This is a genomic window from Rufibacter latericius (assembly GCF_003721515.1).
Classification (GTDB): Bacteria; Bacteroidota; Bacteroidia; order Cytophagales; family Hymenobacteraceae; genus Nibribacter; species Nibribacter latericius.
Map to the genome: position 1 here is coordinate 1 of NZ_RJJD01000006.1, position 25874 is coordinate 25874.

The window sequence follows — 25874 nt, forward strand, 5'->3', positions numbered from 1 at the left end:
ATGTTAATGAGATGTTAAACCTACCTTACGCCCCTGTGCCCTCGCGTACCGTAAAAGCGAATTTCCTGTGTCTCATACCCTGCCCTTACGGGATGGGAAAGGACGAAAAGGAGGGGAATGTTTTACTATTGTTTTACTGAGCGTTTCACTGGTGTTTCACTGAGGAGTAGAGGGAGGTGGTCAGTTCGTCGTCCTCGCCTTCCATGAAGTCGCGCACGTAGACTTCCGTGGTGGAGAGGGAGGAATGCTTGAGCAGGCCCTGCACCATGCGCAGGTCGGTGCCGTTCTCAAGCGCCGCGTTGGCGAAGGTGTGCCGCGCCGTGTGCATGGTGAACCGCTCCACCCCCAGCATCTGGGCGATGGTGGCCAGCCGCTCGTTGATCTTCGCCTTCTCCCGGTCGCGCTTGGCCTTCTGCCAGAACTTGTCCTTGGTCAGGTACTTCTTGTTGAGGAAAGGGAAAATGAAAGGGCGGTCCTCGCCCTCGGCCGGCATGTACTTGGAAAGGATCTGGGCCAGCGTATCGGTCACGATGATGGACTTCTCCTTCTTGTTTTTGCGCATGGTGAAGCGCACCCGGTCGCTTACGTCACTGGGCCTCAGTTCCAGCACGTCCCCGCCCCGGCTGCCGTGCAGGTAGTACTGCACCAGATAGATGTCGCGGGAAACCTCCAGCAGCGGGTCCTCGCTGCCGCTCAGGTCCAGCTCCGCCATCTTCCTAAGGGTGTCCTGGGAGAGGGGCTGCTTCTTGCGGTGCTGCACCCGGCCCTTCAGTATCTCCTTCACATGGTGGAAGGGGTTGTCTTTGAATTCCAGCAGGTTCTCCAGCATCGCGGCCTTGGCCACGCTGGTCAGGATATTGAGGTACGTGGAGATGGTCACGTTGCCGGTGGGGCGGGGGGTGTCCGGCGTGCCGTGGTTGCCGACCGTCTGCAGGTGGTACACGTAGTCTTTGAGCAGGCCTACCGTCAGGCGCGACATGGGCAGGGTGCCGCCGCAGAAACGGGAAAAGGTCTTGTAGAGCGAACTGTACACGTCCAGGGTGGAGGCGGAAAGGTCGTGCTTGCGGGCGATCTCCCTTTTGAATACAGCCAGAAAGCAGGGCTCCGAAGGCTGGGCCTCCTCACCCTCTTGGGGAATCCCTTCCTTCCGGGAGATGTAGAGTTCGATCAGCTCCTTGGAGGAAAGGGCAGGGTGTGCCAGCCCCAGAGCATGCAGCCCGTCCAGATCATTCTTGAGCGAGGCGTTGTCTACCCCGCACATGGAGTACCCTTTCAGCCAGTTCTCCTTTCGGTACTCAGCCTTGGGGTTCCAGTTGGCCTTCAGCACGTAGATTCCCGTGGTATAGTAGCGGGGTTTCCGGTCTTTGGTCACCCGGATGCGCACGGCATGGGTCTTGTCTTCCCGGGGCTCCGGCTTCAGGTTCTCGCTGATGGTGAAGGGCATGGGAGTGTTGTATTTAAAAAGTTATATATTATTCGATTTGCTAAAATATTTAGTTAATTGAGGATGTAGGAGGTTAGGTTGCCTGTAATAAAGGAAAGGTTCAATGGTATTGGCTAGCGGGTTTAGTCAGTCCTGGCCTCCAAATTTAGCATATGCCGCCGCGGAAGCATTTGCACCTGGCCGCTGTCTGGCGCATGGTCTTTACCTTTAGGCGCTCATTCTCAAGCAAGCTTTCCTTATAGGCCAGCTGCTCTTCCTTATAGGCTAATTGTGCCTCTAAATCCTTGATATCTTGTTCCTGAGAGGTGATTATATTCTCTAATACGTAAATCCTGTCATTGTTCCATGGGTACTCAGGGGGAGTGGTTTGGTACGTGTAATTGTTGGCAATACTGTTTCCGCTTCCGTTGATGATGGGGGCAATGTCCCCGGCTTTCTTCTTTGCCATTGTCTGATAAAATTCGCTATTCCCTATTTGAGGCATCAACCTACGGAAAGCTAATATCATTGGCAAATGGGGTGTCAATTAGCCCCTATCTTTCTTTTAACTCTCTTATTCTTTCTTTCAATTCTTCTATTCTTTCTCTTAATTCTTTGATGAGTTCATCTTTGTATGCAAGCAGAGCATCTTTGTTGGCTACCACTTGCTTCAAATTCTCCAATTCCATCGCCAGTATCTGAACCTGGCTCCCCTCTCCGCCAACGCCGCCATGCGTCACTACCTGCATTCCCGTGGCACGGCTGATATCACGAGCCTTGAAGCTGTGGTCATTGGTGGTCTGACTCCAGTTATTAATTATAGGCTCACCCTCACCTCTCTCTATATAGTCACGTGACAAGGCATATCTATTAGTAGCTGAATTAATAATATCGTCAGTGACTAGTCTTTCATTTTTCTTGTACTTGCTCCAATTAGTAGAGTTTACCCCTATTGACTCGGAAAACTTAGTCGAATTCTTAACCATACCAAGGTTTATAAGCATTTCTACTGCTTCTATAAACCGCTGATTCCTAGAAAGTAAGGCTTCTTTATTCATTAACCACAGAAAATAATTGAAAAAAATATAGTCATTGACTTGACTATGACTTGTCAAACAACGTACATTTGAGAACAAATCAGGTCAAAAAGAGAACAACGGCTAAATATACAACAAATGACTGAATGGGATCCACAGCTAGTATCTGAGGCACTTGCAGGCCTCGATGCCCGGCTTCAAGCAAACCGGGGAGCAAAAGCGAGAATTGCCAAAAAGCTCAATGTGCCTAGAAGCCGCGTCACTGAGGTTTTGAAAGGCATCAAAAAAGATGAAAGGATTCTCCGGGCCTGCCTGGAGGAAGCCCGGACGGCAAAGGAGATGGAAGAAAAGAACCGTCAGATGTTGGTCGCTGAATTCATAGAAGCCGCTTAAGTCTCTCAACTGCTGCAAAGTAATCAATCTTAAACAAATCGACTTTTACCCTATGGCTTACCACTTCATCACGCCTGAGGAACTGGAAGAGAAACTTCAACAAGCCCTGGCCCCGATCCAGAAGAAGATCGCCTTCCTGGAGAAGATCAGCCCGCTCTGGCTGGACACCAAACAGGCTTGCAAGGCCATCGGGGTGTGCCAGAAAACGCTGGAGAATGAGCGCAAGCGGCCCGGCACCCTGATCAGATACAAGTACGAGGGCGAGAAAGCAACAAAGCCCGTGTACTGCGCCCAGTCGCTCCATGAATACAACGAAAGCAAGACCATCAAACGCGGCCTTGCTGCCTAAACCCACCTATATACTCTTACCACAGCAATGGAAAAATTACTCTCTTCTTCCCAACATGTAGACTCTGGCCCGGCGCTCAGGGTCTACCGGGGCAACCCGCTTGCCCACAAAGACTCCTTCACCCCCGGCGATTCCATCCGGGCCACGAACCCCGGCTTAGGCATGGATCAGGGAATTGATTACCCCATTCTTGGCTACTGGAATTCTGAACAGTTCGGCATGTACGTCTATATCCCGGCCACGGCCAATGCCATGATGAAGCATTACCGCTTTGCCGTGACGGAGGAAAGGTCTGGGGAAGAGGTGTTGTTCTACCTGCTTCCGGAGGAGATCACCGAGATCTGCATCAAAGACTGCCTGTTCGGTCTGGAGTACGTGCCGGCCACAGCTCCTGAGGTGATCATGAAGGCAACAACAGGGGGGATGCAGAAGGAGGAAACCCGCACCATCCCTTTCCATTCCACCGGAATTCAACTCTCACTTTTCTCAGTAGCCTAGTTATGTCAGAAACTACTTACGCCCAGAAATACGCGCAGCTAGCACAGGCGGTGAAGTCCATGCGCGACGCCCAGAAGCAATACTTCAAATACCGCGAAAGGGTAGACCTGGAAGCCTCCAAGAAACGGGAGAAACTGGTTGATGAACTGCTTGAAGAATCGATTCCCGCCACCCAAACCAGCCTCTTTTGATATGCAAGACCTTCAGATAATACTTGACATTGAAGCCAAGCTCAAAGATGCTGGCCAGTTCGCACCGGGATACCGGCACTGCTCGGCTAAGGTGACGTTGGATGCCTCGCATGAAATGGGCACCTACATCACGGTTGCCCTTGCGGTGCAGCTAACTGGTAAGCAGTTGATCGCTGCCGGAGCTTCCAGCAACAGCATCCATGAGGCGGCAACCATCGCCTTCTCCGATATGCAGGGCAAGATTGCTGATTGCCAACTCAAGCAGTTTGCCGCTTACAACCAGAAGCAGTTCCCCTTCATCTCTAAAGCCAGCTGACTATGGAGAAGGTACTCACGGGCTCCATCAAAGGCAGGCTCTCCACTATTGTTCAAATTATCCGGTCAATTCCCACCTCCTCAAACTGAATTCAAATGCAAGTAGCTGAAACCATTGCTGAGAAAGCCCTGATCCAAAAGGATTCTAACAGCACTTACCACTCCAAGAAGGAGTACATCAACGCCTCCGGTCTGAAGACCATCTTCCAGAAGTCACCCATGCACTTTGCCAACAGCGAAGCCAAGGAGCCCACCCCGGCAATGCTGTTCGGGACCGCTTACCATGACTTCGTGCTGGAGGAGGATTTATTTCACTCTAAGTACTGGACTCTGGATATGAGCCAGCGGCCGGAGAATGACAAAACCATGGCTTCAAATAAAAACAAAGCTTGGAAAGAGGAGATGGAATTGCTGAACGCTGACCGTCAGCTCATCGGCCATGATGACCTTGCCAAGCTGCAGACCATGAAGAAGGTGCTGCTCTCAAACCCAACCATTGCCGGGTTCCTGATCAACGGAGAGGCCGAGCTTTCCCACTACCACCAAGACTTCAACGGTGCCGCCGTTCGGGTGCGTCCTGACTACCTGAAGCCGAAGGTGATTGTGGATTTGAAGACCTGCCAGGATGCCTCACCCGAAGGCTTTGCCCGTCAGGCACACGGCTTCGGCTACCATATCCAGGCGGCCCTTTACTCCGATGTGCTGGAAGATATCTACGGCACCCAGCGGAAGTTCGTCTTCATCTGCCAGGAAACCACTTTCCCTTATGCGGCCCAGGCCTACGCCGTTTCGGAGAACTTCCTGAACCAAGGGCGCTACGAGTACTCTATTGCCCTTGAATTATATAAAAAGTGCCAGCAAACAGGAGAGTGGCCCGGCTATGAGATACAGGCCTTGCCCGAGATGCGCGGCCTCATTGAACTGGATCTGCCGGTGTACGCCTACCGTGAAAGCAAACTTTCAGCTTAGATAAAATCAGAATATGAGCAATCAACTACAAGTAGCGCGGGAGCAGGTGATTTCCGCCCAGAAGAGTTTCAAGAACGTCCCCAACAACAAGCTGGACTTTGAGCGGGAGGCGGGCTTTGCCATGCAGATGATTCAGTCCAACCCGTTCCTGGCCTCCATGGATGCCAACAGCATCCGCAACTGCATCGTGAATGTGGCCCTCACCGGCCTAACCCTCAACCCGGTGCTGAAGCTTGCCTACCTGGTGCCCCGCAAAGGCAAGCTGATTCTGGACCCTTCCTACATGGGCCTGATCAACGTGCTGGTGACCTCGGGCGCTGCCAAGAAGATAGAAGCCGATGTGGTGTGCGAGAATGACTTCTTTGATTACGAGAAAGGCACCAACGGCTTTATCAAGCATAAGCCTTCGCTCTCTTCCAGAGGCGAGATCATTGCTGCCTATGCCATCGCCCACCTGCCCAACGGCGAGGTGCAGTTCGAGATCATGAACCGTGAGGAACTGGAGAAGGTGCGGAAATCATCTGAGGCAGCCAAGAAAGGCTCTAGCCCTTACGACGGTTGGGCCAGTGAGATGATGCGCAAGGCACCTATCCGCCGCCTATTCAAATACCTGCCCAAGCACAACATCCCTGACCAGGTGATCAACACCCTGAGCCTGGATGAGCAGAACAACGGCGTGGACTTCTCCGCCCAGAAGCAGGAGGCCTTCAAAGGCAAAGCCGCCGATTTCTTTGAGGATGAGCCGGCCAATACCGTGGATGCCGATTATACCGACATGAGCCACGAGGAAGCAGACAACGAACTGGCTGCCTGAACCAAGTTACTTCCATCATAAACATCTACCAGATGAATAAGAAAGAAAAGAATATCGGAATTGAGAAAGCCAAGATCAACAAGGATGGCTTTCTGGAGTGCACCTACTACCAGGTAGAGAATGAAGTCTACTCCCATCATTCAGTGGTGATTCACCGCTATGTGCACCAAGACTTACTGGACAAGTTCCAGAAGCTGAACACGCACCTCTGTCTCATCACCGAGCAGGTGCAGGTAGGCACGGTGCAGTCAATGCTCAGAAAGGAATTTCAGGAAAAATTCAAGATCACCGTCTCTTCCCATGATATGCCTGAGCGGGAATTTGACCTACTGGGCGCCTCGCCTCTTGATGAGTCTTTTGAGACCGGCGAGATCTACCCGCTGGAGTGCTTCTCCAACTTTCGGTGCACGGGCTTTATCAACAAGGAAGGCATGATGCTGGTTGGACAGCGCGTGCTTCGCTCCGGCAAGGTGGTGAACCTGATTTCTCCGCTCACCAGCTCAGATGAGGAATACGAATTCTACTGGCAGCTCATGAAGGATTTTCAGGAAACGATGGATGAAGTGGAGCTGCACCTGAACGGCAAGAGCGGAGGCGGTGAGCAGTTGGACCTTTTTGAGGATGTGGCTTAATACACTATCACTTAGATGCGGGCGGAGGGTATTCTTCCGCCCGCTAACTCACCGGAGGTAAAAGCATGGCAAGAAAGCAAACTAATACAGCGGACTTCTTTCCTCATCGGGTTACCCACGGCAAGACCATGTTTAAGCTGGAGGCAAAGTATGGGAATGATGGATATGCCTTTCTATTCAAGTTATGTGAGATGCTTGGCGCCGCCGAAAACCACTATCTGGATTTAAGCGATGCCGGAGATTGGGACTTCTTTGTGGTGAAAATGAGGATGGATGAAAGTAAATGCAACTCCATCCTTCAGGATTTAATCACATGGGGGAAGCTGGATAAGGAGCTTTATCAGGAGCGGAAAGTCATTTGGTATGAGAGGTTCATGCAGGGATTAAGTACCCTTTACCTCAATCGTAAGAGAGAAATGCCAGCCCGCCCGCATTTCTACAGTAGAAATGACAGTGATGGTCCTTTAACTACTGTAGTAGTACATAAAGTAGAGGAGAGTAAAGTAGAGCAAAGCAAAGAAAAGGAAAGTATTACTCCTCCTCCTTTGCGCGAAGGCGAAAACGAAGAGCCAGAACTTCTCCCTGAATGCCCTTTGAAAGTTAGCTCCCCCCCAGTTGCGCCGCCCCCCCCAGAACCTTACTCCAAATATACACCGCCCGGGCTTGAAGAAGTAGAGGAATACTTCACCGAAAACGGGAGTGATGAAGCGGAGGCCCAGAACTTCTACCGCGAATACAGCCAGGATAACTGGTTCAATAAGGCTGGTCACAAGATGTTCAACTGGCAAAAAACAGCCCACACGTGGATCAAGCACGAAAGGGAGAACCAGAGAAGAAGGGAGGAGGCCGCGGCCCAGGGGAAGCTTACCAAATCAGAAACAAGGCCCGCCGGGATGTCCCACTTTGACAGAAGGCTCCGGCAGGTGGAGGACTTCACCTCAGAAGACAAATACGATTCAGAAGGTAACCGCAAAATAGCATGACCTCACTACAGAAATACTCAGACCAACTGGCCGTCTTCGCTGATCCGCAGGAACGCGAGGCAGTGGCCAAGCTAAAGAAGCAGGAGCAGGAGATTCTTCTTTGCTCGCTCAAAGGCACCAAGGTCAACATGATGACTGACCGGCAGCTGGATACTTTGGTTGCCTCCGTGATCGGCACCGGCCTTCTGCAATTGGGTCACAAGAACCAGCTGGAGACCAAGACCGAAACCGAGATCTTCTTCAACTCCATAGCTGCATTGCTCCGCGAGAAGTGGGGCCAGATGACCGAGCAGGAAGTAAGGCTGGTCTTCAAGATGGGAGTGAGGGGTGACTTCAAGGCTGATGCCAAAGAGGTGGTGTTCCTAAACGAGCCCAACATCAACGGCTGGTTCAAAGCCTACAAGTACCAGCTCAAGGCCGAGGCCCACCTGCAGAAGCAGAAGCTGCTCATGGAGGTAGGCAGAGAGACCCATCCCCGGCAGATGTCCATGGAGGAAACCTTTGAGCTGAACCTGCGAAGGCTGGAAGCCGAAATGGAACGGCTCTCGCAGCCCGGCGAGATCTACCGGGAGTTTGACCTGGGCAACGTGCTGCTCTCCTGGCTGGAATCCTTGGGTGTCATTAACCTGACCGATGCCGAGAAGCTGGATATCCTCAATGCTGAACGGAAGCTGGTCCTGGCAGAAAAGAAAATGGAATCCATTGAGCTGACCCACCGCCTTTCCTACAAGCTCTTCCAGGCAGCCCTTGAGACCGGCAGCCACGCCTCGGGCAACAAGTACGAGCAGGAAGCCAAGAACCGGGCGCGCAAGGAGGTCTTCAAAGGATTCGTCCTGAGCACGGTGGAATCCGGCGAAGACATCCGCACCCTGGTCATGGAGCAAGTGGAAACAAACCAGAAGGAGCGGGCCAGACTCAGTTCTCTGGATGAAATAGGGATGCAACAGCAGGTGGAGTACTACCTCAAAACAGGCAACCGGCACGGGCTGGCCCTGATCAAAGAAGTTTCAATGCAAAGACAATCCGCCTAATGAGCAACTTCCCTAAAGCCCGCACGGTGGAGCAGATGGTTTCTGACTTCATGCAGGAAAGGCCCAACGAGCCGCAAAGCCTGTACGCCCTGGTCCGCAAGTACATCATCAACGCCCGCACCGAGGTCACCATTGAGAAAGCGGAGCTGGCAGTATCCCAGAAATACGGCTTCCAAGGCTTAGACGGGCACCCTTATCAAGATGAGTAGCATGAGGAAGATTAGGAACCACAACGCCCAACGGCAACGCTTCATGGATCGGTTCCTGGATCGGGAGCTGACCCCGGCCGAGGAGCTGTTCGCCCTCTGTAACGCCTACCACCACATCAAGGCCTTCCGGAAAGCCGCCGCCTACGCCGATACCGATACCCTCCAGCGGCACACCCTGGCAGCAGACTTCGGAGTGACGAACGGGAGTATGGTAAAGTCCTTTGCCTGGTTGCAATTCCTTGAGGGAAGGAGTGAGGAGAATTTCGGTACCAGGCTCCGTGAGTTCATCTACAACACCCTGAGGTATGCCCAGAGCTTCCCAGGCATAAACCAAGAAACCTTTAAGCCAACCATTTCAAGAATAGCACAAGCAGCATGAAAACCATTGTATCTACACCCAAAGTGCCCAAGACCAAAGACCTGATGTTCTTCGCGGTCCTGTGCGAGGTGATGGACTTCCACCGCACCACCTTCGAGAAAGACCTGAGCGGCCAGGCCAAGCATGACTTCAACATCCTCAACAAGATGCTCCAGAACTGGAGAACCCGCTTCCTCACCAAGGTAAGCCCAGAGAGCGCCGACAGCTTCGACAACACCGCAGCCGCCGCCTGGGAGGTGTTCAACGAGTTCATGGAAGCCGCCGACAAGAAGCAGTTCCTTGCCGTGGTGAAGTGCTACAACGAAGGACTGGTGATGATGGAGGGGGACAGCCGGCCATTGAATGAGGTGCCTTTCCAGGAGGTGCTTGAGAAAGGAAAGTCTAACAATCAAATCAACGAAGCAGCATAATGGAAACTATCCAGCAAGTAAAAGAAAGACCTATCCTGTTCAAAGGTGAAATGGTGAGAGCCATTTTGGAAGGCAGAAAAACACAGACCAGAAGAGGTGTTAAAGTTGATGCAAAACGAATCTCACCAAGAATTGGCGCTGATGATATGCCTACTGGTACATTTTGGGTTTCTTCCAAAGACTTTGATAATGTCATAGTGGATGAAATAAAATGCCCTTACGGCAAAGTTGGTGACCGCCTTTGGGTGCGGGAAACATGGTGTGAATCGGTAGATATTAACGCCGTAGACTGCTTTGAGGGACGCCCTCATATCCCTACTGACTTCTTTGACAATGGCAAAGTAAGAAGTGCTTACATCCACAGGGCAGATGGTGAAACGGAGTGGGTTGATGATGATGGATTCTCAACAGAAAGAAGCTTCTGGAAACCATCAATCTTCATGCCTCGCCAAGCCTGTAGGCTGGTTCTTGAAGTGACAAGTATCAGAGTGGAGCGCCTTCAGGATATCTCACGGGAGGATGCCATTGCCGAAGGTATAAGCCACAAGTTTGGAGGTTGGAGAAACTACCTAAATCCCAAGTTGATCTTCTCTCAATTTGAATATGAAGTCCAAGGTGAAACCATCCCCGCGCCAGTAATGAGCTTCAACTCGCTTTGGATATCCATAAACGGTGAGGAATCTTTTGAGGCCAATCCTTGGGTGTGGGTGGTTGAATTCAAAAAGGTAGGCCAGGCATGAAGCAAGTCATCCAAGGTACCTGCCCGAGCAAAAGCAACTGCTACCGCATAGGCACCAAGGGGCTGTTCAAAACCGCCGCCCTCACCCGCTACGAGAACATGTTCTACATCCAGTGCAACCACTACCGCAACCGCAACATCACCGACTACTTTGAGCTGCATGTGGACGTGTTCTATCCCAACCAGCGGGCCGATCTGGACAACTCCCTGAAGATCGTGCTGGACTGCTTGCAGAAGGTCAAGGCCATCAAGAACGATAACAAGTGCGTGAAGATAGTGGCTCAGAAGTTCCTTGACGCCAAAGAGCCCAGAATTGAATTTCAACTGATAGAAGTCTAGCCATGGAAGAACATTATGATGATGGTTACGGGCAGGCAGAAGCTGAGGCCCAGTACGCCGACTACCTTGATCAATTGTGTAAAGACGGGCTTTATTACCTGTTCGCCTTTGAGGTTATGATTGACCTACTCAACACCAATGAATTCAAGAAGTCAGTTAAAACCGCAGAGCAATTCCTGTTTGAGAAGAAGCAGGCGCACATTGAAAAGCTTTACCCGCCAAAGGAAAAGCCTGCGCAAAATCAAGCAGAAAATTTAGACGATGACTTACCCTTCTAACCCAATGAAAAAGACCATACCCCTCGCCCTGATCCTGGTCCTGCACATCTCCTGCAACAGCACCAGACCGATGGACAGCCTTTCCCCCAGAGACACGCTCCGCACTACGCCCACCGCTTGGCAGAAACTGACCCAAGCCAATAAAGTGAAGATCCAGAATTCAACCGTCATCATTGCCCAGGACAGCAAAGTGGAATCCTCCACCGCTGGGGAGATTAAAGGGTCTACCCAGAGTAGCAACGAGCAGAACGCCTCAGGCGGGAGCACCATTGGCGCCGCTTCCTTTCAGGGTGCCGACATCAGCAAGACAAAGGGAAGTGCCGTCACCGAAGCCCAAACCACCAACACCGGGGGCCAAGGCTCCAAGGTGGAGGGGAGTGCTGAGGTAAAGAGCACCAATCAGCAGGCAAGTGTCTGGAAGTGGCTGCTTCTGGCCTTCGCCGGAGGGATTGTTTTTAGACAGTTTCTGCCCAAAATATGGGGAGGGGTGAAGCGGGTTTTTCTGCCTATGGGTGCTTGAGAATCGATTTCCCCCGGGAGGAAAATACCAGTTTAATGTAACACAGTTAATCTTAACGATTTATGCAATCACATTTAGACGATAAAATAGAAGAAGTCTACCGAGCGGCAGAGCACTTGGGATTAAATCCTAAAACACCTTTTGAAGCTGAACTTTTTAAGAAAGCTCTTAGGGGTATCGCGGCCCTTGCTGTTGATGAGATGAAGGCCGAGGTGACAGAAGTGATGTCTAAGATCACTCACAGACACAACGTTTAACTAATGATTATGGAGTGGATAAAAGATAACAGGCAATGGTCTGAATACCCAGAAGGCACAAAAGCAAAAGCACAAGGCGGTGGATATTGGGAGAAAAATAAAAGAGGTTGGAAATGGTGTACAGGCTCCACTTTCCCAACTCCCGGGGGTGATGCTACTGGGGAAGTTTGCTTACCCGAAACAATTAAAACCTAATGATTATGACTGAAAAAGAAGGGCGTAAGGCTGGATCACTTATTCAAGTACGGGAGCGACTTGTTAAACTGTACCAAGATGGTGTAATCAATGAAGATGAGTTGGAAAGCCTTGAGGCACCATTCAATAAAATCCTTGAAGATATGGGTGTAAGAAAGTACTCTAAAGAATTTTAACCTAAAACGAATCTTATGAAAGTCTACAAATTACCTATTGGCGGGAGTACCCTATACGTGGAAGATTTGCAAGGAGCACTTATGCACCTGGAGCCAGAACTCGACAACCTAGAGCTGGGTGAAACCTTTGTAATAAAAGTTATTGAAATGAGCGAGGAAGAGTTCGCCGCTTTACCTGAATTTGATTAATTAAACTAATGATTTATGGAGACAGCTAAGCAAGAAGTTTACATAGTGACTTTCGGGGGGCGGGGTAGACTCTACCGCAATGCTGATCCGGCTTGTGAAAGAGAGAAGGCCAATTGATTATGTCTTCTTCTCTAACACGGGAGGGGCTTCCTCTAAGGGCGAAAAGAAGGCAACCTATCGCCATATCCGCTTAATGACCCGGTGGCTGAAGTCAAAAGGTTACCCTTCTGTGAAGACTTTAATCTACAACAGGGAAGGTCTGTACCAGGAGGTTCTCCGCAGAGAGTCCTTGCCCTCCATTGCCTTCGGGTTCAAGACATGCTCTATCAAATGGAAAATTACTCCAGTTGATCGGTATGTTGCCAAGCACCTCAAGGGCAGGAAGCTGGTAAAGTATGTTGCCTATGACGCCTCAGAGTCACATAGGATAAAGGACTATTCAACAGAGAAGGAGCGGGTGGTTTATCCGCTTGTGGAGTGGGGTATGGACCGATTTGACTGCATGGCTTACATACACAAGGCAGGGCTGCCAGTCCCCCAAAAGAGCAGTTGCTTCTTCTGCCCAAACATGAAAGAGAGGGAAATCAAGCAGCTCCAAGCCGCCGAGCCTGATCTATTAGAGATGGCCTTGAATTTAGAGAAAATAGCTCTTCCTAATCTTGGCACGGTAGCGGGGCTTGGGCGGGGGAAAAGATGGAGCGAGATGCTGAAGCAAACAGAGCTATTCCCGGAAGAAGATGATTATGACAACATGCCGTGCGAGTGTGCGGCTTAACACAAAAACCTAATGATTTATGGAATGGATCAAAGTAACCGATAGTCTCCCTGACCACTCGACAGTATTGTGCTGCAATACGAACTACCAGCATCTAGGGTATTTGAGACAAAGTGTTTGGTACACTACAGATGGTGATAAAAAAGTAGATACGGCAAATGGATGGGGTGTAACTCATTGGATGCCTTTGCCTGACATGCCAAAAACTTATGATTTATGAGAAAGAGAAGCTACTACGACATATTCAAGATGAATTTTGCTGCGGCTTTGCATGTAAATGGAATGGAATACCCTCAAATAGAAGCTATTTTGGATAGTTTCGATAGAGAGATGCAAATAAACGAGCCTGCCATAACCATTACCATGCTTGCCACTACTAAAATAGAAGGAGATAATTGATTTATGTGCGCTGAAAATCCGAATTATACCTATAGTCTTTTAACTAGTAAGCTTACGCCTGAATCTTTTTACTACGATGGGAAGGATTTAGCGGATATTAGAAACGAAAGAAAACACAGAGAGACTTGTACCAAGAAAAGAAAGAAGCGCAAGGCTAAAAAGAGACGCTGAACAATATGAGAACAAGAATCATTACTAAAATAGTCTGGGAAAACGGCAAACCTGTTCTAAAATCCAAGCTAGTGTACTACTAAAACCTAATGCTAAATAATGCACAACTGCATATATTTTTTGCCCTTTCCGTAATGGAGTATATTAGTATAATACATTAACTTTGTGTATATTAGTTGCCTCTATTGAAAGTTGCACAATAAGTATAATTCTAACTATCAGGTGGCAGGTGCTTGGGTGTGCCTGCAACCTCTAAGGCAAAGCGAACGGCTTGCCTATCCTCTGTAAACCTCTTGGGGAATTGAACGAGCGATAAATCCAGCGGCGTAAAGGCTGACCTGAAGTGTGGCCCAAGAGGGGGTTTTGCTCTCATCCACCAAGGCGGCAATGGATTGGCAAGCGGGAGAGACCGCTATTTGAAGAGGTCACGGTTGGCATACTACCGCTTCGGGTTCGACTCCCGACCACATTCTAGACAGTGGCATTTGGGCAGCGGGTGGTTTATGGGTTCGAATCCCATCCTCTTCACGACTTCAGGCGGAATAGAAGCAGATCACCGGATGGTAGTTACGGTGGCATACCGCGGGAAGCTACCCACGCGAGCAGCGGACTGATGGAAAGACATCTATGCGTGACACGTTGACAGCGGGAAAGACTGATACCGAATGCAAACGACCAAAGCTCTATTGATTCGACTTTCGTTTGCGAGTTTAGGTTCAGCAATCAATGACAGCCTGGAAAGACAGGCAACATCTGATTGTAAGTCTCAAAGGTAGAGCTCCTGCAAACCTCCAATAGACCCTAGCTGATCGCAGGTGATGGAGATAATTCGACAGGGGGTGTTGGTTCGAGTCCAACCGATTAGACAACCCACTAGGAGAGAGGGGGAGCATTAAGCAACTATGGAGCTTGCAAACCGGATTAGCTGGATAAGTCCCAGCATAAGTTACTAAGCGACCTTGTGCAGTGGTCAATATGCACGAGGTAGGCACTGCAAAACCAAAAGCGAGATAGTTGTGCTCCCCCCATTAAGTTTTTGAATATGGCAGCACCGAAAGAGAATAAGAATGCAGTTGGTAATAGTGGAGGCGCCCCGTCTCTTTACAGGCCGGAGTATGCCCACCAAGCCTATAAGCTTTGCCTTTTAGGTGCTACAGATGCAGACCTAGCCAATTTCTTTGAGGTTGCCGAATCCACCATCAACAATTGGAAGAAGGAGGAAATTGAGTTTTTGGAGTCCATAAAAAAGGGGAAGGATTTGGCAGACGCAGAAATTGCCGAAAGCCTTTACCATCGGGCAAGAGGCTACTCCCACCCAGAGGACAAGTTCTTTGTGATTGAGGGTTCTGTAGTTGTGGAGCCCACCACCAAGCACTATCCTCCGGACACCACAGCCGCCATCTTCTGGTTGAAAAACCGCAAGCCTAAAACTTGGAGAGATAAGCAGGAGGTGGAGCATAGTGGTGAATTGCCAGTGATCCAAGCGGAGGTTAGAATCCTGCCTTCTGAGGCAAAGATCGCCTCCAGTGAGAAAGACGTTAGCCTGTAATGTTTGAGACCTCCGTATTGTACGAAGCCAACTACAACGCCACTGCTCAGGTAGTGGTGGATCAGGGCGGCACCAGCTCGGGGAAGACCTACAACATCCTGCAGGTGCTCTTCACCAAACTATCCGAGCGGCCGCGCAAGGTCTGCACCGTGGTAGGGCAGGACATCCCCAACCTGAAAGCCGGTGCGCTCCGTGATGCCCTTGAGATCTACGACAACACGGCAACGCTCCAGCGGCTCATCAAGTCCTACAACAAGTCAGACCGGATCTTCACCTTCAACAACGGCTCCATCATGGAGTTCAAGTCGTATGACGGGCCGCAGGATGCCAAGTCAGGGAAGCGGGATTACCTGTTTGTGAACGAGGCCAACGGGGTGGAGTACCTGATCTGGAAGGAGCTGTTCCTTCGTACCCGTATCCAGTCCTACATTGACTACAACCCCAATGCTGAGTTCTGGGTGCATGAGCACCTGATCGGCAAGCCCTTCGTGCAGACGTTCATCTCTGACCACCGGCACAACCCTTTCCTCTCCGATATGCAGCGGGCCACCATTGAGGCCTTGCGTGACGAAGACGAGGAGCTTTGGCGGGTGTATGCCCGAGGGCTCACCGGCAAGATTGAAGGACTGGTACTGCGCAACTGGTCCCTCTGCGATGAGATTCCGGCAGACGCAAAGCACATCGGCACCGGCATGGACTTCGGCTTCACCAATGACCCGACGGGAGTGCCTGATGTCTACATGCAGAACGGGGAGCTGTGGGTGGATGAGCTCATGTACGACCATGGCCTGACGAACCCGGCCATCTGCAAGCGGTTGGATGAGCTGGGCTTTGACCGGCGCAAGGACATCATAGCGGATTCCTCAGAGCCAAAGTCAATCCGGGAGATCAAAGACATGGGCTTTAGGATCGAGGGCGCGATGAAAGGCCCTGACAGCATCCTGAACGGCATTGATATCCTGAAGCGCTACCACATCAACGTGACCCGCCGGAGCGTGAACCTCAGGAAAGAACTGAACAACTACAAGTGGAAGGTGGATAAAGCCACGGGCAAGCCCACCAACGAACCCATTGACGCCTTCAACCACTTGATAGATCCGCTTCGCTACGTGGCCCTGAACAAAATAGGCAAACCGACCAATGCCCCGATCCAGAACAGAATGAAAAAAGCATCCAAACGATGAAGAACCTAGAACTACACGCCGCCTCGGGCGAATCACTGACCGTGCAGGTGCCTACCCATTGGGGGCAGGTGACCCTTCGCACCTTTCTGGAATTGCAGGGGAAGAGCCAGCCTGAGCAGTTCGCCTTGCTGTGCGGCATTACCCTTGACCAGTACTTTGCCCTGAGCAGCAACGCCGTAGAAGCCATTGCCGCCGTTCTCTCCTTCATCGCAGAGGAGCCGTTGGAAGAGGAAGGGCTTGACTACCCCAAGAACCTCGGCGCGGAAAGCATAGGCCAAATGGAGCTTGCCAAGAAAGCCATCCAGGACACGGCAGAGTTTGGCGAGTTCGCCGCCATCCCTTACCTGTACGCCATCTATATGCGGCCGGAGAGGATTGACTTCCTTTCTGCCTTCGTGCATGGGTTCCCGGAAGACCTTGCCAACGAGGTCAGGGACTTGCCAGTTACGGAGGTGTTGGGCCCTTCGGTTTTTTTTTGGGCCAAGTACTTGAGATCGCTGCCAAGTACGGCCGTTTAGTTTACCGTGAGCCGGAACCGGAATACGTGGCAGCCGGGTTTGACACGCTGAACGATTTTGGTTTTTACGGACAGTTGATAACGAGGCACACTGACTGGCAAGCGAGAAAGGATATGCTGAAGATTCCCGCCGACTACCATTACCTAGAGCTTGTTCATGAGGCAAGGGTTAACGACTGTCAGAAGAATTTGCAGGAGATACAGAAGAATAAGGATAATCGGTAAGATGCTTGGTTTTTATATTAGCGTTCGCTAACTTTGGGTATACTAAAAAGGTAATACTATGAAAATTAACGAATCAGTTTACGAAGAAAAACAACCTGAATCAGCGGAGGGAAATCTTTTGATGGTGATTGAATTTCCTTTCAGCACTGCTAAATTCAGGGTTAAAGGTGAAGATGATTTTACAGATGAAGAAAGGGGAGACCTAACATGTATGAAGATCAAATGGGATTCCCCTTGGCTCCCAAACGTAGGCGATTACATAACTTTGGATGAATTTGTAAAGCCAGAATATTGGAACATAAAAAAGTTTGAAAAGTACATGTCTTTTGTAGAAGACGAAGCTTTTGTAGTTACTCAGAGATATTTTGGAAACGGGAAATTGCAATTATACATATCCCCTGAACCCCGCAATGACTAGTAGCGAAGTTAAAGCCCTTCGCACCCATCATGGGCTAACCCAAAAGCAACTAGCAGAGGCTATTGGGGTTAAGGTGACCAAGATAAGCGAATGGGAAAACGGGCGATACCAAAGCATTAGCCCCGTGTACCAAAAGCTTTTGAAAGAATATTTTACATCTCTGGATAAATCATAATATATGGCAAAGCTTAAGGTTCATTACCAAAATGAGCATGGGAAATCATCCTGCGGGAAAGGTACAGCTCGGCTAGATGGGAATAGAGAAAATATAACCTGTGGTATATGTCAATCCCTTTTGTCAACTGAAGACTACTACAGAAAATCTCGTCAGGCTGTAGCCGACTATTTTAACAAGCACTGGCAAGATTAAACCAATGCTTTAAGAAAAAACGCATACCTCTTTCTTTTAGATAGCTTTATCTAGGCTTTGAATCTACGTATTTTTGCTTATACAATTAGGCAAATGACGTACAGCGAGATCAGGTTCATCATAAAGCAAACAGCAGAAGCCCTCCTTGCCGAATTAGGCGGGGTAGGGCTTTTCCATTATGGCCGGGAGTCTCAGCACCCCTTGGAAGGCTACAACCAACCCATGCCCCAGATATGGATGGACCCGCTTCAGGACACCACCAATTACGGAACAGGTGCCCGGAACTACCCGATAACAGTTGGCTTCTTTGAGCAGGACAAATCTAGTTCCAACGCCGAAGAGCAAGCAGCCTTGGTAGAAAAGATGCAGGTGCTTTCCGATAAGTTCTTTACCCGCCTGTCTGAGCATGATGAGTTTGAGGACATCACCGTAAGGCGCACGCCCCTTTATCGGCATACCCAAGCCATGCTCACCGGCGTGGTTTCCAGCTTCACCATCACCACATCTGCAAGGCTATGCTAATGGCTACGGCTGCCATACTGCAGGAGTACGGCCGGAAGTGGGTTGCCATGATTCAGGAGAACATCCTGAGCTATGACACCAAGAACTACATCCCGCTTGCCGAGCGCCAGAAGATGGCCGCTTCTATCCGCTCTGAGGTGACCAAGGAAGGGCTGACCATCTACGGCGGAGAGTGGGTGTTCACCTACGAGTACGGCCGCGGGCCTACGGTGAACGACGGTGACGGTGCGGTAAGGAGGAACGCCCTGGCTTTCATCCGGGAGGAGGGCATACAGCCCAAGGGACTGCTTGCGGATGGCTCACCCATGGACCAGGAGACGTTGGCCTTCTTCGTGTCACGCAAGATTCACCAGCAGGGCACGCTGCTTTACCGCACCCAGACCCAATCCGGCGTGCTCAGTGACGTGATCAACGAGGGCAGCGTGCAGGAACTGGAGAGTAAGCTGTTCTTTGAGATCGGCACGGCAATCAGCTCAAGACTTTTAGAAGCGATACAATAATGGCGAAAGTAACCATCAGGTATACCTATGACGATATCGGGTATAGGGTAGAGTTCGATACCGTCACCAAAGAGTTGGACGTGGTGCAGGATAGTTCCTTTCCCGCCCCCGGCCAACTGGTGGTCAACGGCGTGGAGTTTGGCCAGTACATCTACAGTAAGTGCGATGGCAGCACCCTTGACCGCCTACGCTTTGACGGGGGGAGCAGTGTGGAGTATGCCCCGGAGCTGAACAGTTCCCAATGCACCTACACGCCACCGGCTGACGGCACCTTTATCCGGAATGACTGCCAGGGCTTTGACCTGTACCAGGTAGTGGCCAACGGAACCGGCGGGGAGAGATGGGGCGCACTGGTGCAGACCAATAGCGTAGCATGCGGTTACGTGGCCCCGGTGATAAGGGGTTGCACCAATCCCGCGGCCTCCAACTACAACCCCAGCGCCACGGTAGACGATGGCACCTGTGTGCTGCCTCCACCTCCGCCTGCGGAGTACCATGCGGTAGGCGGCGTGCTGCCTAACCCCATTGAGTACCTCATTGACGTAGACCCATTGCTGGAAGGGCTGCCCAAGAAGAACCACTTCATCAGGGCCACCATCCACCGGCAGGACGGAACCACGATTGGCACCATGCAGGGGCGCGTGCGCAACGGGAGGGCTACGCTGGACGTGTCTTCCTACCTGCGGCCTTTGGTGGGCACCGAGATCACCACGGCCCCCATGAACGTGTTTGAGCAGCCGGGGGCGGTGTATCCCTTTTTTGTCCGCTACAAAGAGCACTACAACGGCTTGGAGTCGGCAGAGGTGACGCTTGCCAATCCGCCGAGGTTGGCGGTAGAGGCTGCCCCAGATGATTATTCCGGAAGCCTGGAGCCCTACGTGCTGCGGGATAATGACCTGACCTCAGAAACTCTTAGGCCAGCTTTCACCACGCCTTACCTGAACCCGGTTTGCTTCAGCGGCCTGCCTTTTGAGGTGAGCCTACTCATCGATAGCAGCATGGCCGGGAAGCCCATGTTCTTTGAGCGTCGCTACATCGATGCCTACGGCTCGGAGCTGGAGATACTGAGCACGCCTATTCAGCCCGGTATGGTTGGGAAGATGGTGCGCCTCAGGATGGACCCTTTCCCGCTGGACTGCGGCTGGAAGGTGGAGCTCTCCATTGTGGATGAAGACCGTAGCTATAGGGGTTCCTGCCCTGTGGCGGAAGGTATCAAGATATTCGATAAGAGCTTTGACTTCACTTTTGAATAAGATGATTCCTGTTACCCAAGACATATTTATCAATGACCCTCAGGGTAGAGTTGGCAACTGCCTGCAAGCCTGTGTTGCTTCTATCTGCGAAATGGAGTTGCAGGATGTTCCTCATTTTGCCGCTATGCCAGACCATTCATGGTTTGAGACAATGTGCAATTGGCTTCATGATAGAGGCTATGGATTTGAGGACTTTGATACGGTAAATGACAGCACAGATTACATGCTTGTCATTGGGCCTTCCCCTAGGGGTGTTTCCCACGCGGTGGTTTATAAGGATGGGGAATTAGCCCACGACCCACATCCTTCAAGGAGTGGAATTCTGGAAGTGAAGTGGTGTGCCAGTATTTACAAAAGAAAAGAGAATACTATGAAAGCAGAAGGTTTAAGACTCGGACAAACAGTTTACCACGAACAACTTTATAGCGGTCGTGAAGCAATGAAGATAGTTGGCTTGAGGGAAACAGAAGTTGAGTTGCTCGGAGACTATTCGGGCGGCACTCATAATGTAAGCCAAAAAGATTGGATGCCTATTGAAGGTGTGCTTTTAACAAAAAAGATGTAAGGATACATCGGCTTGAAAAGCAGCCTACAGCCAGCTAGTGCACATTTTATGCAGAAGCCCGCTGTAGCTGAAAACAAAAATAATGTAAGGTTACATCAATCAAATGGATGAAGAAACTATCCCAAACCCTGACCGTTGCCCTCTACCCGGTCTGCCCAGACAAAGGCGTATTCCTGCGCTGGAAGAACCAGCTCGGCGGCATTGACGGGTGGTTCTTCGGCGGCAAGAAAAGCACCCGCATGGACACCGAGAGCATCGCCACTGTGGTAAGCCATGATGGCCGCAAGGAACGCAGCACCGGCAAGGTGGCCCGCGAGTTCTGGACCGTGCGCTGCGGTGGTCTGACCGTTGACCAGGCAGAGGCAAAGCGGCAGCTTTACCAGAGCCCCCAGGTGCAGATGTGGAACCCGGACGGCTCCTTCACCGATGTGGAGGTGGTGGCCGGTTCCTTCACCATCATCAACGAAAGCGAGAAGAAGCGGCTGGTGACGCTGGAAATCCTTCTGCCCAAACCTAACGCGCTGGTACGATGACAGAACTCTACATTGAGGGGCAGCGCATGGACCTTGGGCCGGACACCATCATTGCCCGTACCTTCCAGCAGAACTTGCTTTCTTCACAGGGAAGCGTGGACAGCCCATATACCAACTCCTTCAGCCTGCCCTACACGAAGAACAACGCTAGGGTGCTGGGCAATCCTGAGGAGCCAACCAGCCTCACCGATACGCCTTACATCAAACTGGACACGGTGATCCGGCAGCACGGCATTGAGCAGTTCCCCAGCTCCATTGCCGAGGTGCAGGGCTTTGAGGACAACGCCTACAACGTGCAGGTGTTCGCCGGAGCCGTGCCGTTCTTTGACCTTTTGGGGGAGAAGACGCTGCAGGAACTGGACCTGAGCGAGTACAACCACCTGTGGGACTTCGCCAATGTGGCAGCCGGTGGGGTGGAGGGCGTGTATAGCTATGACCTGATTGATAGGGGCAAGCCGCTGGACCTTTCCAAGGTGCACCCTTCCTTCCTGTATCCTTCTGTTTTCGCGAAAGCAATCTGGGAGCGGATCTTTCTGGAAGCCGGTGTGGGTGTGATCATGGCTGCGCATGAAGACTTGAACCGTTTGGTGCTGCCCTTCTGCAATGAGAAGCCGGTGCATAACCAGGCATGGATTGAGGCGCACACCGCCACTTATCCGGTGACCTCTAATGACCGAAATGGGGAGACTTACACCGAGAAGGAGGTTCCAGTCACCGAGTACGGAACTTTGAAGGTAAGCATGCAGGTAGAGCTTACCAGCTTCAATAAGCCGGTGCAGGCCTTCTTCCAGCTTAAGAAGAATGGGAGAATCCTGCCTTTCACCTCCAAGTCTTCCACCTTCAGCAACTTCGGGGTGCACACCTTTGAGGTAGCCTATGAGATAGAGCCAGGCATGGACCTTACGGGGCTTGTAGTGAACACGCACCTGCCTTCTTCCTCAGATACCACCTTCACCTACCAAGACTACACCTTTACCGTCAGCTATGACCAGGAGGCCTATTACGGCACCGAGTGGGATATAAGCCTGAACCTTCCCGACTTGAAACAGAAGGAATTCGTGCTGGCTTTATGCAAGCTGTTCGGCTGGTCTTTGGTGTATGAGCCCTATGAAGGAAGCATTCATGTGAAGCCACTGGCTGATGTGTTGGTAAATATGCCTCAAGCAAAGGATTGGAGCGGCAAGGTTGACTACTCCGCCCGCCCGAAACTGGCCTACAGGTTACCAGAAACGGCCATAAACAACCTTTACACCTGGGCAGAGGACGAAACCGTGCCCGCCGGTTTGGGTGATGGGGTGCTGGTTGCCTCCAATGAGCACCTGGAGAAGGAGCGGAAAGCGGTAGAACTGCCCTTTGCTGCCTCTGAAGTGGTGAATGGACTCCTGAAAATAGGCCTGTTTTCCAGAAACAACCCTGTTTTGGAGAAACCCTACACCATGACGGTAGCCAATATGGCGGCCCGAGAGGCTATTCCGGAGATCGGGGACATTGAAACGGTGCTGGTGGAGGATGCCAGCGACGACCCGACCGTGCCTAGTGGTAGTGCCATCTATACTTTTTACCGGCAGGTGGATTCATCTCAACCTGATCAATGGGTAAAGGAGGAGCAGGAGGAGTATGACACCAACGGCATAGAGCCAAGACTTGCCCTTCTAGCCGATACCACAACCACTTTCACCCTGAAGCAGGGCAACAGCACTCAAACAGTCACACGCCGCATGGTGGACTTCTCAGGCCTGCACTTTGCCGTGCTTCTGCCCAAGTACCACGAAGTGCCGCAACGGGTGCTTTCCCGGGTGCAGCTGCTGCGGGTGAACGTGCTGCTAACCGCGCAGGACTTTGCCGAACTGGACAGCACCGTGCCTGTCTGGGTGGAGCAGTTCCAGGACTTCTATTACCTCAACAAAATAACTGACTACACCTCCGAGGCAGTGCCCTGTGAGGCTGAACTGATAAAACTGAACTAATGGCAGAAATGAACGAAACGGCCATCTTCGAGTTGAAGATAGACGCCGGTGCTTCTGAGAAACGGATTGCAGAGCTTACCGCTGACCTGATCAAGGCCAAAGAGGCAAAGGCGGCATTGGATAAGCAATACAAAGCCGGGGAGATCACGGTAGAGGAATACGGTAAGCAAACTGCTGCCAACAAACGGGCAACCACGGAGCTGACAGCAGAACTTGGGGCAGAGACGAAGATACTTGCCCAGCATACCAAGCAGACCAAAGAGGCGGTTGGTTCCAATAACCAGATGCGGGCGCAGCTCTCGGGGCTTACCCAGCAGTACAACGCCTTAAGTAAGGCTGAAAGGGAGAACGTAGAAAATGGCGGCGTGCTGCAAAAGCAAATCAAAGAGCTTTCCGATGCACTAAAAGAGAATGAGTCTGCTGTGGGTGATAACCGTCGCAATGTGGGGAACTACGCTGGTGGGCTTCTGCAGGCAGTTGACGGAACCGGCTTGCTGGTAACCATTACCGATGCAGCCACCCAGGCACAGGAGACATGGAATGCCATGCTGACTGTCAGCAAAGCCTCCTTAGCCGGGAATGTCAACGGGCTGAAGCTGCTCAAGGTAGCCCTTGCCGCAACCGGTATAGGTTTGGTAGTACTTGCTTTGGGTGGGCTGGTTTCATTCCTCACCAGAACGCAGGAAGGCATGGATTGGGTGAGTGCCAAGACCAAAGGCCTGACCACCGTCTTCACTTTCCTAATTGACAAACTCTCCGGAGTAGGGAAGATGCTGTTTGATGCCTTTGACAATCCCAAACAGGCACTGAAGGACTTGGTAGGCTTCATTGAAACTAACCTCATGAACCGGCTCAAGTCCTTTGCCGTGATCTGGGAAGGAATCCAGAACCGGGACCTGAAGAAAGTCAACAACGGGCTCTTTCAGATGGCTACCGGGGTTGAGGACGTGATAGGCAAAACCGCTGCATTAGGGAAGGAACTGGCAGCAGTAGCCAAAGCCGGGGAGGATATTGAACGCCAGCAGCAACGGCTTGAGAAAGACCGCATCAACAACATCGCCACCAACAAAACGCTCCTAGGACTGATTGAAGCCCAGAAGAACATCCGGGACAACGAGTTCAACAGCATGGCCAAACGGAAGCAGGCCAATGAGGAAGCGGCTAAACTGGAGCAGCAACGCCTGAAAACCTTGGAAGACCTTGCCCAACGTCAGGTGGATATCCTGATGCAGGAAGCCAACCTGCGCGGAGGAATTGATAAGCTACGCAATGAGGAGGTGCAGAAAATCAAAGAGGCAGAAAACGAGCTTGCTGACATCAGGGAAGATTCTTTGGGCCGGCAGAATGAGACCATCACCAACCGTTACCAGTTGGAGCAGGAGGCTTTGCAGAAGTCAAAGGAACTGGAGATGCAGCGGCTTGAGGCTGCCAAGGCCCGCATCGAAGCGGAACTTCTGTTTGCCAAGGAAGGTACCCGCGAGTACCTGGCTATTCAGGAAAGGCTCATTCAACAGGAGCTGGTGATCCAGAACAAAGGTGCTGGCCTAAGCAGGGAGCAACGCAAGCTTAATGAACTCAAAGCAAATGCCGAGATACTGAAACTACGCTCTGAGTTTTACCAGAAGGTGGCCTTGGAGGAAATGAAGTATCTGGGTGAGATGGATGTGTTCCATGAAGACAGTAACCAGGCAGCCAAGGATCAGCTAAAGGAGCAGAACCAGGCCACCTTTGCTGCTATGGAAGAACGCCGAAAACTGACTGAGGAGAAGGCCCGAGAAGCATCACAGGCCCAAATAGATGCTGCCAAGGAGACCAAGGAGAAGCTTGCTGAGATTGACCAAGAACACCTTGATCTTGCCATAGAGACCACCAATGCTTTATCAAGTTTAGTAGAGTTGGTAGGTGCGCAAAATGAGGAGGCCGCCAATTTTCAACGGGCGCTCGCTGTTTTCCAGATTGGTATATCTGCAGCAAAGGCTATCATGAGCGGTATTGAGAAAGCATCTGAGGCGGGGCCATTCCCTGCTAACCTTCTGGCTATTGCTGGGACGGTGGCAACAACGCTGGGGTATATTGCCCAGGCTAAAGCATTGCTATCTGAAGGTGATGCACCTAAGGCGCCTAAGTTCAAAGGGGCAAGGGGTGGAGTCTTACGCGGTCCATCCCATTCACAGGGAGGTATCAGAGGTACTGGCCGATTCAGCAATATTGAGGTAGAGGGAGATGAGGCGGTTTTAACTAAAGGCGTCACCAAAAACCCGGTACTCTTTACCATGGCCTCTATGATCAACCAGCTCGGGGGCGGGGTTTCTCTGGGGCCTACCAAGTACGGGGCGTTGGGCGGTATAATCCTTCCGCAGTCTGACAGGCAGATCACCATGGAGCAGGCGCTTCAACCTGCCATGGTACAGCCATCAATTCCACTGGGCATAGACTATACACAATTGGCAGCTGCAATGAAAAGAGTAAAAATTTATACTGAGGTCACTAAGATTAATAGGGCTCAGGAAGAAATAATTTATACCAGAGGGAGGGCTAGTGAGAGGTAATAAAAAAAAAGGGGAGACTAATCATCTCCCCTTTTAAATTGATCTGCTAGC

Annotated in this window: 39 protein-coding genes; 36 read left to right on the top strand and 3 right to left on the bottom strand. The window is 51.2% G+C overall.

What is annotated here, in order from left to right:
- Positions 1 to 145: 145 nt before the first annotated feature.
- The 3 genes from EFB08_RS11250 to EFB08_RS11260 form a co-directional block, all read right to left on the bottom strand.
- Positions 146 to 1444 (bottom strand): site-specific integrase, encoded by a 1299-nt coding sequence (locus EFB08_RS11250; protein WP_123127069.1) that lies wholly within the window; start codon positions 1442 to 1444, stop codon positions 146 to 148.
- Between the two features lie 145 nt (positions 1445 to 1589).
- The gene (locus EFB08_RS11255) at positions 1590 to 1892 is read right to left on the bottom strand and encodes a hypothetical protein (RefSeq protein ID WP_123127070.1); all 303 of its coding nucleotides are present in this window, start codon (positions 1890 to 1892) and stop codon (positions 1590 to 1592) included.
- An 85-nt stretch (positions 1893 to 1977) separates the two neighbouring features.
- Positions 1978 to 2538, bottom strand: a complete 561-nt coding sequence (locus tag EFB08_RS11260) for a hypothetical protein (RefSeq protein ID WP_123127071.1) — start codon at positions 2536 to 2538, stop codon at positions 1978 to 1980.
- 60 nt (positions 2539 to 2598) lie between these two features.
- Between EFB08_RS11260 and EFB08_RS11265 the strand changes: the two genes are divergently transcribed.
- From EFB08_RS11265 to EFB08_RS11435, 36 genes are all read left to right on the top strand, one after another.
- Complete coding sequence (locus EFB08_RS11265) at positions 2599 to 2853, top strand: hypothetical protein (RefSeq protein WP_123127072.1); 255 nt, start codon at positions 2599 to 2601, stop codon at positions 2851 to 2853.
- 52 nt (positions 2854 to 2905) lie between these two features.
- Positions 2906 to 3202 (top strand): hypothetical protein, encoded by a 297-nt coding sequence (locus EFB08_RS11270; RefSeq protein ID WP_123127073.1) that lies wholly within the window; start codon positions 2906 to 2908, stop codon positions 3200 to 3202.
- Positions 3203 to 3229: 27 nt separating this feature from the next.
- Positions 3230 to 3700 carry a hypothetical protein gene (locus EFB08_RS11275; protein ID WP_123127074.1) on the top strand — a complete coding sequence of 157 codons (471 nt, stop codon included), beginning with the start codon at positions 3230 to 3232 and terminating at the stop codon, positions 3698 to 3700.
- Between the two features lie 2 nt (positions 3701 to 3702).
- Entirely contained in the window at positions 3703 to 3891 is a 189-nt protein-coding gene (locus EFB08_RS11280; RefSeq protein WP_123127075.1) for a hypothetical protein, read from the top strand.
- Between the two features lies 1 nt (position 3892).
- Positions 3893 to 4207 (top strand): hypothetical protein, encoded by a 315-nt coding sequence (locus EFB08_RS11285; RefSeq protein WP_123127076.1) that lies wholly within the window; start codon positions 3893 to 3895, stop codon positions 4205 to 4207.
- Positions 4208 to 4302: 95 nt separating this feature from the next.
- Positions 4303 to 5175: a PD-(D/E)XK nuclease-like domain-containing protein gene (locus tag EFB08_RS11290; protein ID WP_123127077.1), complete on the top strand. Its 873-nt coding sequence runs from the start codon at positions 4303 to 4305 to the stop codon at positions 5173 to 5175.
- A gap of 13 nt (positions 5176 to 5188) precedes the next feature.
- Positions 5189 to 5989: a recombinase RecT gene (locus EFB08_RS11295; RefSeq protein WP_123127078.1), complete on the top strand. Its 801-nt coding sequence runs from the start codon at positions 5189 to 5191 to the stop codon at positions 5987 to 5989.
- A 32-nt stretch (positions 5990 to 6021) separates the two neighbouring features.
- Positions 6022 to 6621 carry a hypothetical protein gene (locus EFB08_RS11300; protein WP_123127079.1) on the top strand — a complete coding sequence of 200 codons (600 nt, stop codon included), beginning with the start codon at positions 6022 to 6024 and terminating at the stop codon, positions 6619 to 6621.
- A 65-nt stretch (positions 6622 to 6686) separates the two neighbouring features.
- Positions 6687 to 7604, top strand: a complete 918-nt coding sequence (locus tag EFB08_RS11305) for a DUF4373 domain-containing protein (protein WP_123127080.1) — start codon at positions 6687 to 6689, stop codon at positions 7602 to 7604.
- Positions 7601 to 8635 carry a hypothetical protein gene (locus tag EFB08_RS11310; protein ID WP_123127081.1) on the top strand — a complete coding sequence of 345 codons (1035 nt, stop codon included), beginning with the start codon at positions 7601 to 7603 and terminating at the stop codon, positions 8633 to 8635. Before EFB08_RS11305 ends, EFB08_RS11310 begins: the two co-directional genes overlap by 4 nt.
- Positions 8635 to 8844 carry a hypothetical protein gene (locus EFB08_RS11315; protein ID WP_123127082.1) on the top strand — a complete coding sequence of 70 codons (210 nt, stop codon included), beginning with the start codon at positions 8635 to 8637 and terminating at the stop codon, positions 8842 to 8844. The genes EFB08_RS11310 and EFB08_RS11315 overlap by 1 nt, the downstream gene beginning before the upstream one ends.
- A 1-nt stretch (position 8845) precedes the next feature.
- Positions 8846 to 9223 (top strand): hypothetical protein, encoded by a 378-nt coding sequence (locus EFB08_RS11320; RefSeq protein ID WP_123127083.1) that lies wholly within the window; start codon positions 8846 to 8848, stop codon positions 9221 to 9223.
- Positions 9220 to 9633 (top strand): hypothetical protein, encoded by a 414-nt coding sequence (locus tag EFB08_RS11325; RefSeq protein WP_123127084.1) that lies wholly within the window; start codon positions 9220 to 9222, stop codon positions 9631 to 9633. The genes EFB08_RS11320 and EFB08_RS11325 overlap by 4 nt, the downstream gene beginning before the upstream one ends.
- On the top strand, positions 9633 to 10373 hold the full coding sequence (locus tag EFB08_RS11330) for a hypothetical protein (RefSeq protein ID WP_123127085.1): 741 nt from the start codon (positions 9633 to 9635) through the stop codon (positions 10371 to 10373). The genes EFB08_RS11325 and EFB08_RS11330 overlap by 1 nt, the downstream gene beginning before the upstream one ends.
- Positions 10370 to 10711: a RusA family crossover junction endodeoxyribonuclease gene (locus tag EFB08_RS11335; RefSeq protein WP_123127086.1), complete on the top strand. Its 342-nt coding sequence runs from the start codon at positions 10370 to 10372 to the stop codon at positions 10709 to 10711. The genes EFB08_RS11330 and EFB08_RS11335 overlap by 4 nt, the downstream gene beginning before the upstream one ends.
- Before the next feature lie 2 nt (positions 10712 to 10713).
- A complete protein-coding gene (locus tag EFB08_RS11340; protein ID WP_123127087.1) occupies positions 10714 to 10989 on the top strand; it encodes a hypothetical protein in 276 nt (91 codons plus the stop codon).
- A gap of 4 nt (positions 10990 to 10993) precedes the next feature.
- Positions 10994 to 11509 (top strand): hypothetical protein, encoded by a 516-nt coding sequence (locus tag EFB08_RS11345; protein ID WP_125077714.1) that lies wholly within the window; start codon positions 10994 to 10996, stop codon positions 11507 to 11509.
- A 62-nt stretch (positions 11510 to 11571) separates the two neighbouring features.
- Positions 11572 to 11766 carry a hypothetical protein gene (locus tag EFB08_RS11350; RefSeq protein WP_123127089.1) on the top strand — a complete coding sequence of 65 codons (195 nt, stop codon included), beginning with the start codon at positions 11572 to 11574 and terminating at the stop codon, positions 11764 to 11766.
- Between the two features lie 9 nt (positions 11767 to 11775).
- Positions 11776 to 11961, top strand: coding sequence for a hypothetical protein (locus EFB08_RS11355; protein WP_125077715.1), 186 nt, complete (start codon positions 11776 to 11778; stop codon positions 11959 to 11961).
- A 5-nt stretch (positions 11962 to 11966) separates the two neighbouring features.
- Positions 11967 to 12137 carry a hypothetical protein gene (locus EFB08_RS23495; protein WP_165864865.1) on the top strand — a complete coding sequence of 57 codons (171 nt, stop codon included), beginning with the start codon at positions 11967 to 11969 and terminating at the stop codon, positions 12135 to 12137.
- A gap of 15 nt (positions 12138 to 12152) precedes the next feature.
- The gene (locus tag EFB08_RS23500) at positions 12153 to 12326 is read left to right on the top strand and encodes a hypothetical protein (RefSeq protein ID WP_165864866.1); all 174 of its coding nucleotides are present in this window, start codon (positions 12153 to 12155) and stop codon (positions 12324 to 12326) included.
- A gap of 79 nt (positions 12327 to 12405) precedes the next feature.
- The gene (locus EFB08_RS11360; RefSeq protein ID WP_123127091.1) at positions 12406 to 13101 is read left to right on the top strand and encodes a hypothetical protein; all 696 of its coding nucleotides are present in this window, start codon (positions 12406 to 12408) and stop codon (positions 13099 to 13101) included.
- 19 nt (positions 13102 to 13120) lie between these two features.
- Positions 13121 to 13321 (top strand): DUF551 domain-containing protein, encoded by a 201-nt coding sequence (locus tag EFB08_RS24025; RefSeq protein WP_123127092.1) that lies wholly within the window; start codon positions 13121 to 13123, stop codon positions 13319 to 13321.
- Positions 13318 to 13500 carry a hypothetical protein gene (locus tag EFB08_RS11370; protein ID WP_123127093.1) on the top strand — a complete coding sequence of 61 codons (183 nt, stop codon included), beginning with the start codon at positions 13318 to 13320 and terminating at the stop codon, positions 13498 to 13500. The genes EFB08_RS24025 and EFB08_RS11370 overlap by 4 nt, the downstream gene beginning before the upstream one ends.
- Before the next feature lie 1213 nt (positions 13501 to 14713).
- On the top strand, positions 14714 to 15220 hold the full coding sequence (locus EFB08_RS11375) for a terminase (RefSeq protein WP_123127129.1): 507 nt from the start codon (positions 14714 to 14716) through the stop codon (positions 15218 to 15220).
- Entirely contained in the window at positions 15220 to 16404 is a 1185-nt protein-coding gene (locus EFB08_RS11380) for a PBSX family phage terminase large subunit (RefSeq protein WP_123127094.1), read from the top strand. The genes EFB08_RS11375 and EFB08_RS11380 overlap by 1 nt, the downstream gene beginning before the upstream one ends.
- On the top strand, positions 16401 to 16922 hold the full coding sequence (locus tag EFB08_RS11385; protein ID WP_123127095.1) for a hypothetical protein: 522 nt from the start codon (positions 16401 to 16403) through the stop codon (positions 16920 to 16922). The genes EFB08_RS11380 and EFB08_RS11385 overlap by 4 nt, the downstream gene beginning before the upstream one ends.
- 282 nt (positions 16923 to 17204) lie before the next feature.
- Positions 17205 to 17564 (top strand): hypothetical protein, encoded by a 360-nt coding sequence (locus tag EFB08_RS11395; protein ID WP_123127097.1) that lies wholly within the window; start codon positions 17205 to 17207, stop codon positions 17562 to 17564.
- Positions 17557 to 17739 carry a helix-turn-helix domain-containing protein gene (locus EFB08_RS24030; protein WP_123127098.1) on the top strand — a complete coding sequence of 61 codons (183 nt, stop codon included), beginning with the start codon at positions 17557 to 17559 and terminating at the stop codon, positions 17737 to 17739. The genes EFB08_RS11395 and EFB08_RS24030 overlap by 8 nt, the downstream gene beginning before the upstream one ends.
- A 288-nt stretch (positions 17740 to 18027) precedes the next feature.
- The gene (locus EFB08_RS11405; RefSeq protein ID WP_123127099.1) at positions 18028 to 18456 is read left to right on the top strand and encodes a hypothetical protein; all 429 of its coding nucleotides are present in this window, start codon (positions 18028 to 18030) and stop codon (positions 18454 to 18456) included.
- Positions 18456 to 18956 carry a hypothetical protein gene (locus EFB08_RS11410; protein WP_123127100.1) on the top strand — a complete coding sequence of 167 codons (501 nt, stop codon included), beginning with the start codon at positions 18456 to 18458 and terminating at the stop codon, positions 18954 to 18956. Before EFB08_RS11405 ends, EFB08_RS11410 begins: the two co-directional genes overlap by 1 nt.
- A complete protein-coding gene (locus EFB08_RS11415) occupies positions 18956 to 20209 on the top strand; it encodes a hypothetical protein (RefSeq protein ID WP_123127101.1) in 1254 nt (417 codons plus the stop codon). The genes EFB08_RS11410 and EFB08_RS11415 overlap by 1 nt, the downstream gene beginning before the upstream one ends.
- The gene (locus EFB08_RS11420; protein ID WP_165864867.1) at positions 20190 to 20774 is read left to right on the top strand and encodes a hypothetical protein; all 585 of its coding nucleotides are present in this window, start codon (positions 20190 to 20192) and stop codon (positions 20772 to 20774) included. The genes EFB08_RS11415 and EFB08_RS11420 overlap by 20 nt, the downstream gene beginning before the upstream one ends.
- A gap of 107 nt (positions 20775 to 20881) precedes the next feature.
- Positions 20882 to 21307 (top strand): hypothetical protein, encoded by a 426-nt coding sequence (locus EFB08_RS11425; protein WP_123127103.1) that lies wholly within the window; start codon positions 20882 to 20884, stop codon positions 21305 to 21307.
- Complete coding sequence (locus tag EFB08_RS11430) at positions 21304 to 23274, top strand: hypothetical protein (RefSeq protein WP_123127104.1); 1971 nt, start codon at positions 21304 to 21306, stop codon at positions 23272 to 23274. The genes EFB08_RS11425 and EFB08_RS11430 overlap by 4 nt, the downstream gene beginning before the upstream one ends.
- Entirely contained in the window at positions 23274 to 25823 is a 2550-nt protein-coding gene (locus tag EFB08_RS11435; protein WP_123127105.1) for a coiled-coil domain-containing protein, read from the top strand. Before EFB08_RS11430 ends, EFB08_RS11435 begins: the two co-directional genes overlap by 1 nt.
- The last annotated feature ends 51 nt before the right edge of the window (positions 25824 to 25874 follow it).

Bases quoted from the DNA above. Each gene is read 5' to 3' on its own strand.
- EFB08_RS11340 (WP_123127087.1), top strand. From the start codon at position 10,714: ATGGAAGAACATTATGATGATGGTTACGGGCAGGCAGAAGCTGAGGCC.
- EFB08_RS24025 (WP_123127092.1), top strand. From the start codon at position 13,121: ATGGAATGGATCAAAGTAACCGATAGTCTCCCTGACCACTCGACAGTA.
- EFB08_RS11345 (WP_125077714.1), top strand. From the start codon at position 10,994: ATGAAAAAGACCATACCCCTCGCCCTGATCCTGGTCCTGCACATCTCC.
- EFB08_RS11410 (WP_123127100.1), top strand. From the start codon at position 18,456: ATGGCTACGGCTGCCATACTGCAGGAGTACGGCCGGAAGTGGGTTGCC.
- EFB08_RS11330 (WP_123127085.1), top strand. From the start codon at position 9,633: ATGGAAACTATCCAGCAAGTAAAAGAAAGACCTATCCTGTTCAAAGGT.
- EFB08_RS11380 (WP_123127094.1), top strand. From the start codon at position 15,220: ATGTTTGAGACCTCCGTATTGTACGAAGCCAACTACAACGCCACTGCT.
- EFB08_RS23500 (WP_165864866.1), top strand. From the start codon at position 12,153: ATGAAAGTCTACAAATTACCTATTGGCGGGAGTACCCTATACGTGGAA.
- EFB08_RS11305 (WP_123127080.1), top strand. From the start codon at position 6,687: ATGGCAAGAAAGCAAACTAATACAGCGGACTTCTTTCCTCATCGGGTT.
- EFB08_RS11385 (WP_123127095.1), top strand. From the start codon at position 16,401: ATGAAGAACCTAGAACTACACGCCGCCTCGGGCGAATCACTGACCGTG.
- EFB08_RS11405 (WP_123127099.1), top strand. From the start codon at position 18,028: ATGACGTACAGCGAGATCAGGTTCATCATAAAGCAAACAGCAGAAGCC.
- EFB08_RS11255 (WP_123127070.1), bottom strand. From the start codon at position 1,892: ATGGCAAAGAAGAAAGCCGGGGACATTGCCCCCATCATCAACGGAAGC.
- EFB08_RS11290 (WP_123127077.1), top strand. From the start codon at position 4,303: ATGCAAGTAGCTGAAACCATTGCTGAGAAAGCCCTGATCCAAAAGGAT.
- EFB08_RS11430 (WP_123127104.1), top strand. From the start codon at position 21,304: ATGACAGAACTCTACATTGAGGGGCAGCGCATGGACCTTGGGCCGGAC.
- EFB08_RS11250 (WP_123127069.1), bottom strand. From the start codon at position 1,444: ATGCCCTTCACCATCAGCGAGAACCTGAAGCCGGAGCCCCGGGAAGAC.
- EFB08_RS11300 (WP_123127079.1), top strand. From the start codon at position 6,022: ATGAATAAGAAAGAAAAGAATATCGGAATTGAGAAAGCCAAGATCAAC.
- EFB08_RS11310 (WP_123127081.1), top strand. From the start codon at position 7,601: ATGACCTCACTACAGAAATACTCAGACCAACTGGCCGTCTTCGCTGAT.
- EFB08_RS11320 (WP_123127083.1), top strand. From the start codon at position 8,846: ATGAGGAAGATTAGGAACCACAACGCCCAACGGCAACGCTTCATGGAT.
- EFB08_RS11355 (WP_125077715.1), top strand. From the start codon at position 11,776: ATGGAGTGGATAAAAGATAACAGGCAATGGTCTGAATACCCAGAAGGC.
- EFB08_RS11335 (WP_123127086.1), top strand. From the start codon at position 10,370: ATGAAGCAAGTCATCCAAGGTACCTGCCCGAGCAAAAGCAACTGCTAC.
- EFB08_RS11325 (WP_123127084.1), top strand. From the start codon at position 9,220: ATGAAAACCATTGTATCTACACCCAAAGTGCCCAAGACCAAAGACCTG.
- EFB08_RS11375 (WP_123127129.1), top strand. From the start codon at position 14,714: ATGGCAGCACCGAAAGAGAATAAGAATGCAGTTGGTAATAGTGGAGGC.
- EFB08_RS11360 (WP_123127091.1), top strand. From the start codon at position 12,406: ATGCTGATCCGGCTTGTGAAAGAGAGAAGGCCAATTGATTATGTCTTC.
- EFB08_RS11275 (WP_123127074.1), top strand. From the start codon at position 3,230: ATGGAAAAATTACTCTCTTCTTCCCAACATGTAGACTCTGGCCCGGCG.
- EFB08_RS11270 (WP_123127073.1), top strand. From the start codon at position 2,906: ATGGCTTACCACTTCATCACGCCTGAGGAACTGGAAGAGAAACTTCAA.
- EFB08_RS11295 (WP_123127078.1), top strand. From the start codon at position 5,189: ATGAGCAATCAACTACAAGTAGCGCGGGAGCAGGTGATTTCCGCCCAG.
- EFB08_RS11435 (WP_123127105.1), top strand. From the start codon at position 23,274: ATGGCAGAAATGAACGAAACGGCCATCTTCGAGTTGAAGATAGACGCC.
- EFB08_RS11395 (WP_123127097.1), top strand. From the start codon at position 17,205: ATGAAAATTAACGAATCAGTTTACGAAGAAAAACAACCTGAATCAGCG.
- EFB08_RS11315 (WP_123127082.1), top strand. From the start codon at position 8,635: ATGAGCAACTTCCCTAAAGCCCGCACGGTGGAGCAGATGGTTTCTGAC.
- EFB08_RS23495 (WP_165864865.1), top strand. From the start codon at position 11,967: ATGACTGAAAAAGAAGGGCGTAAGGCTGGATCACTTATTCAAGTACGG.
- EFB08_RS24030 (WP_123127098.1), top strand. From the start codon at position 17,557: ATGACTAGTAGCGAAGTTAAAGCCCTTCGCACCCATCATGGGCTAACC.
- EFB08_RS11425 (WP_123127103.1), top strand. From the start codon at position 20,882: ATGAAGAAACTATCCCAAACCCTGACCGTTGCCCTCTACCCGGTCTGC.
- EFB08_RS11285 (WP_123127076.1), top strand. From the start codon at position 3,893: ATGCAAGACCTTCAGATAATACTTGACATTGAAGCCAAGCTCAAAGAT.
- EFB08_RS11370 (WP_123127093.1), top strand. From the start codon at position 13,318: ATGAGAAAGAGAAGCTACTACGACATATTCAAGATGAATTTTGCTGCG.
- EFB08_RS11415 (WP_123127101.1), top strand. From the start codon at position 18,956: ATGGCGAAAGTAACCATCAGGTATACCTATGACGATATCGGGTATAGG.
- EFB08_RS11280 (WP_123127075.1), top strand. From the start codon at position 3,703: ATGTCAGAAACTACTTACGCCCAGAAATACGCGCAGCTAGCACAGGCG.
- EFB08_RS11265 (WP_123127072.1), top strand. From the start codon at position 2,599: ATGACTGAATGGGATCCACAGCTAGTATCTGAGGCACTTGCAGGCCTC.
- EFB08_RS11350 (WP_123127089.1), top strand. From the start codon at position 11,572: ATGCAATCACATTTAGACGATAAAATAGAAGAAGTCTACCGAGCGGCA.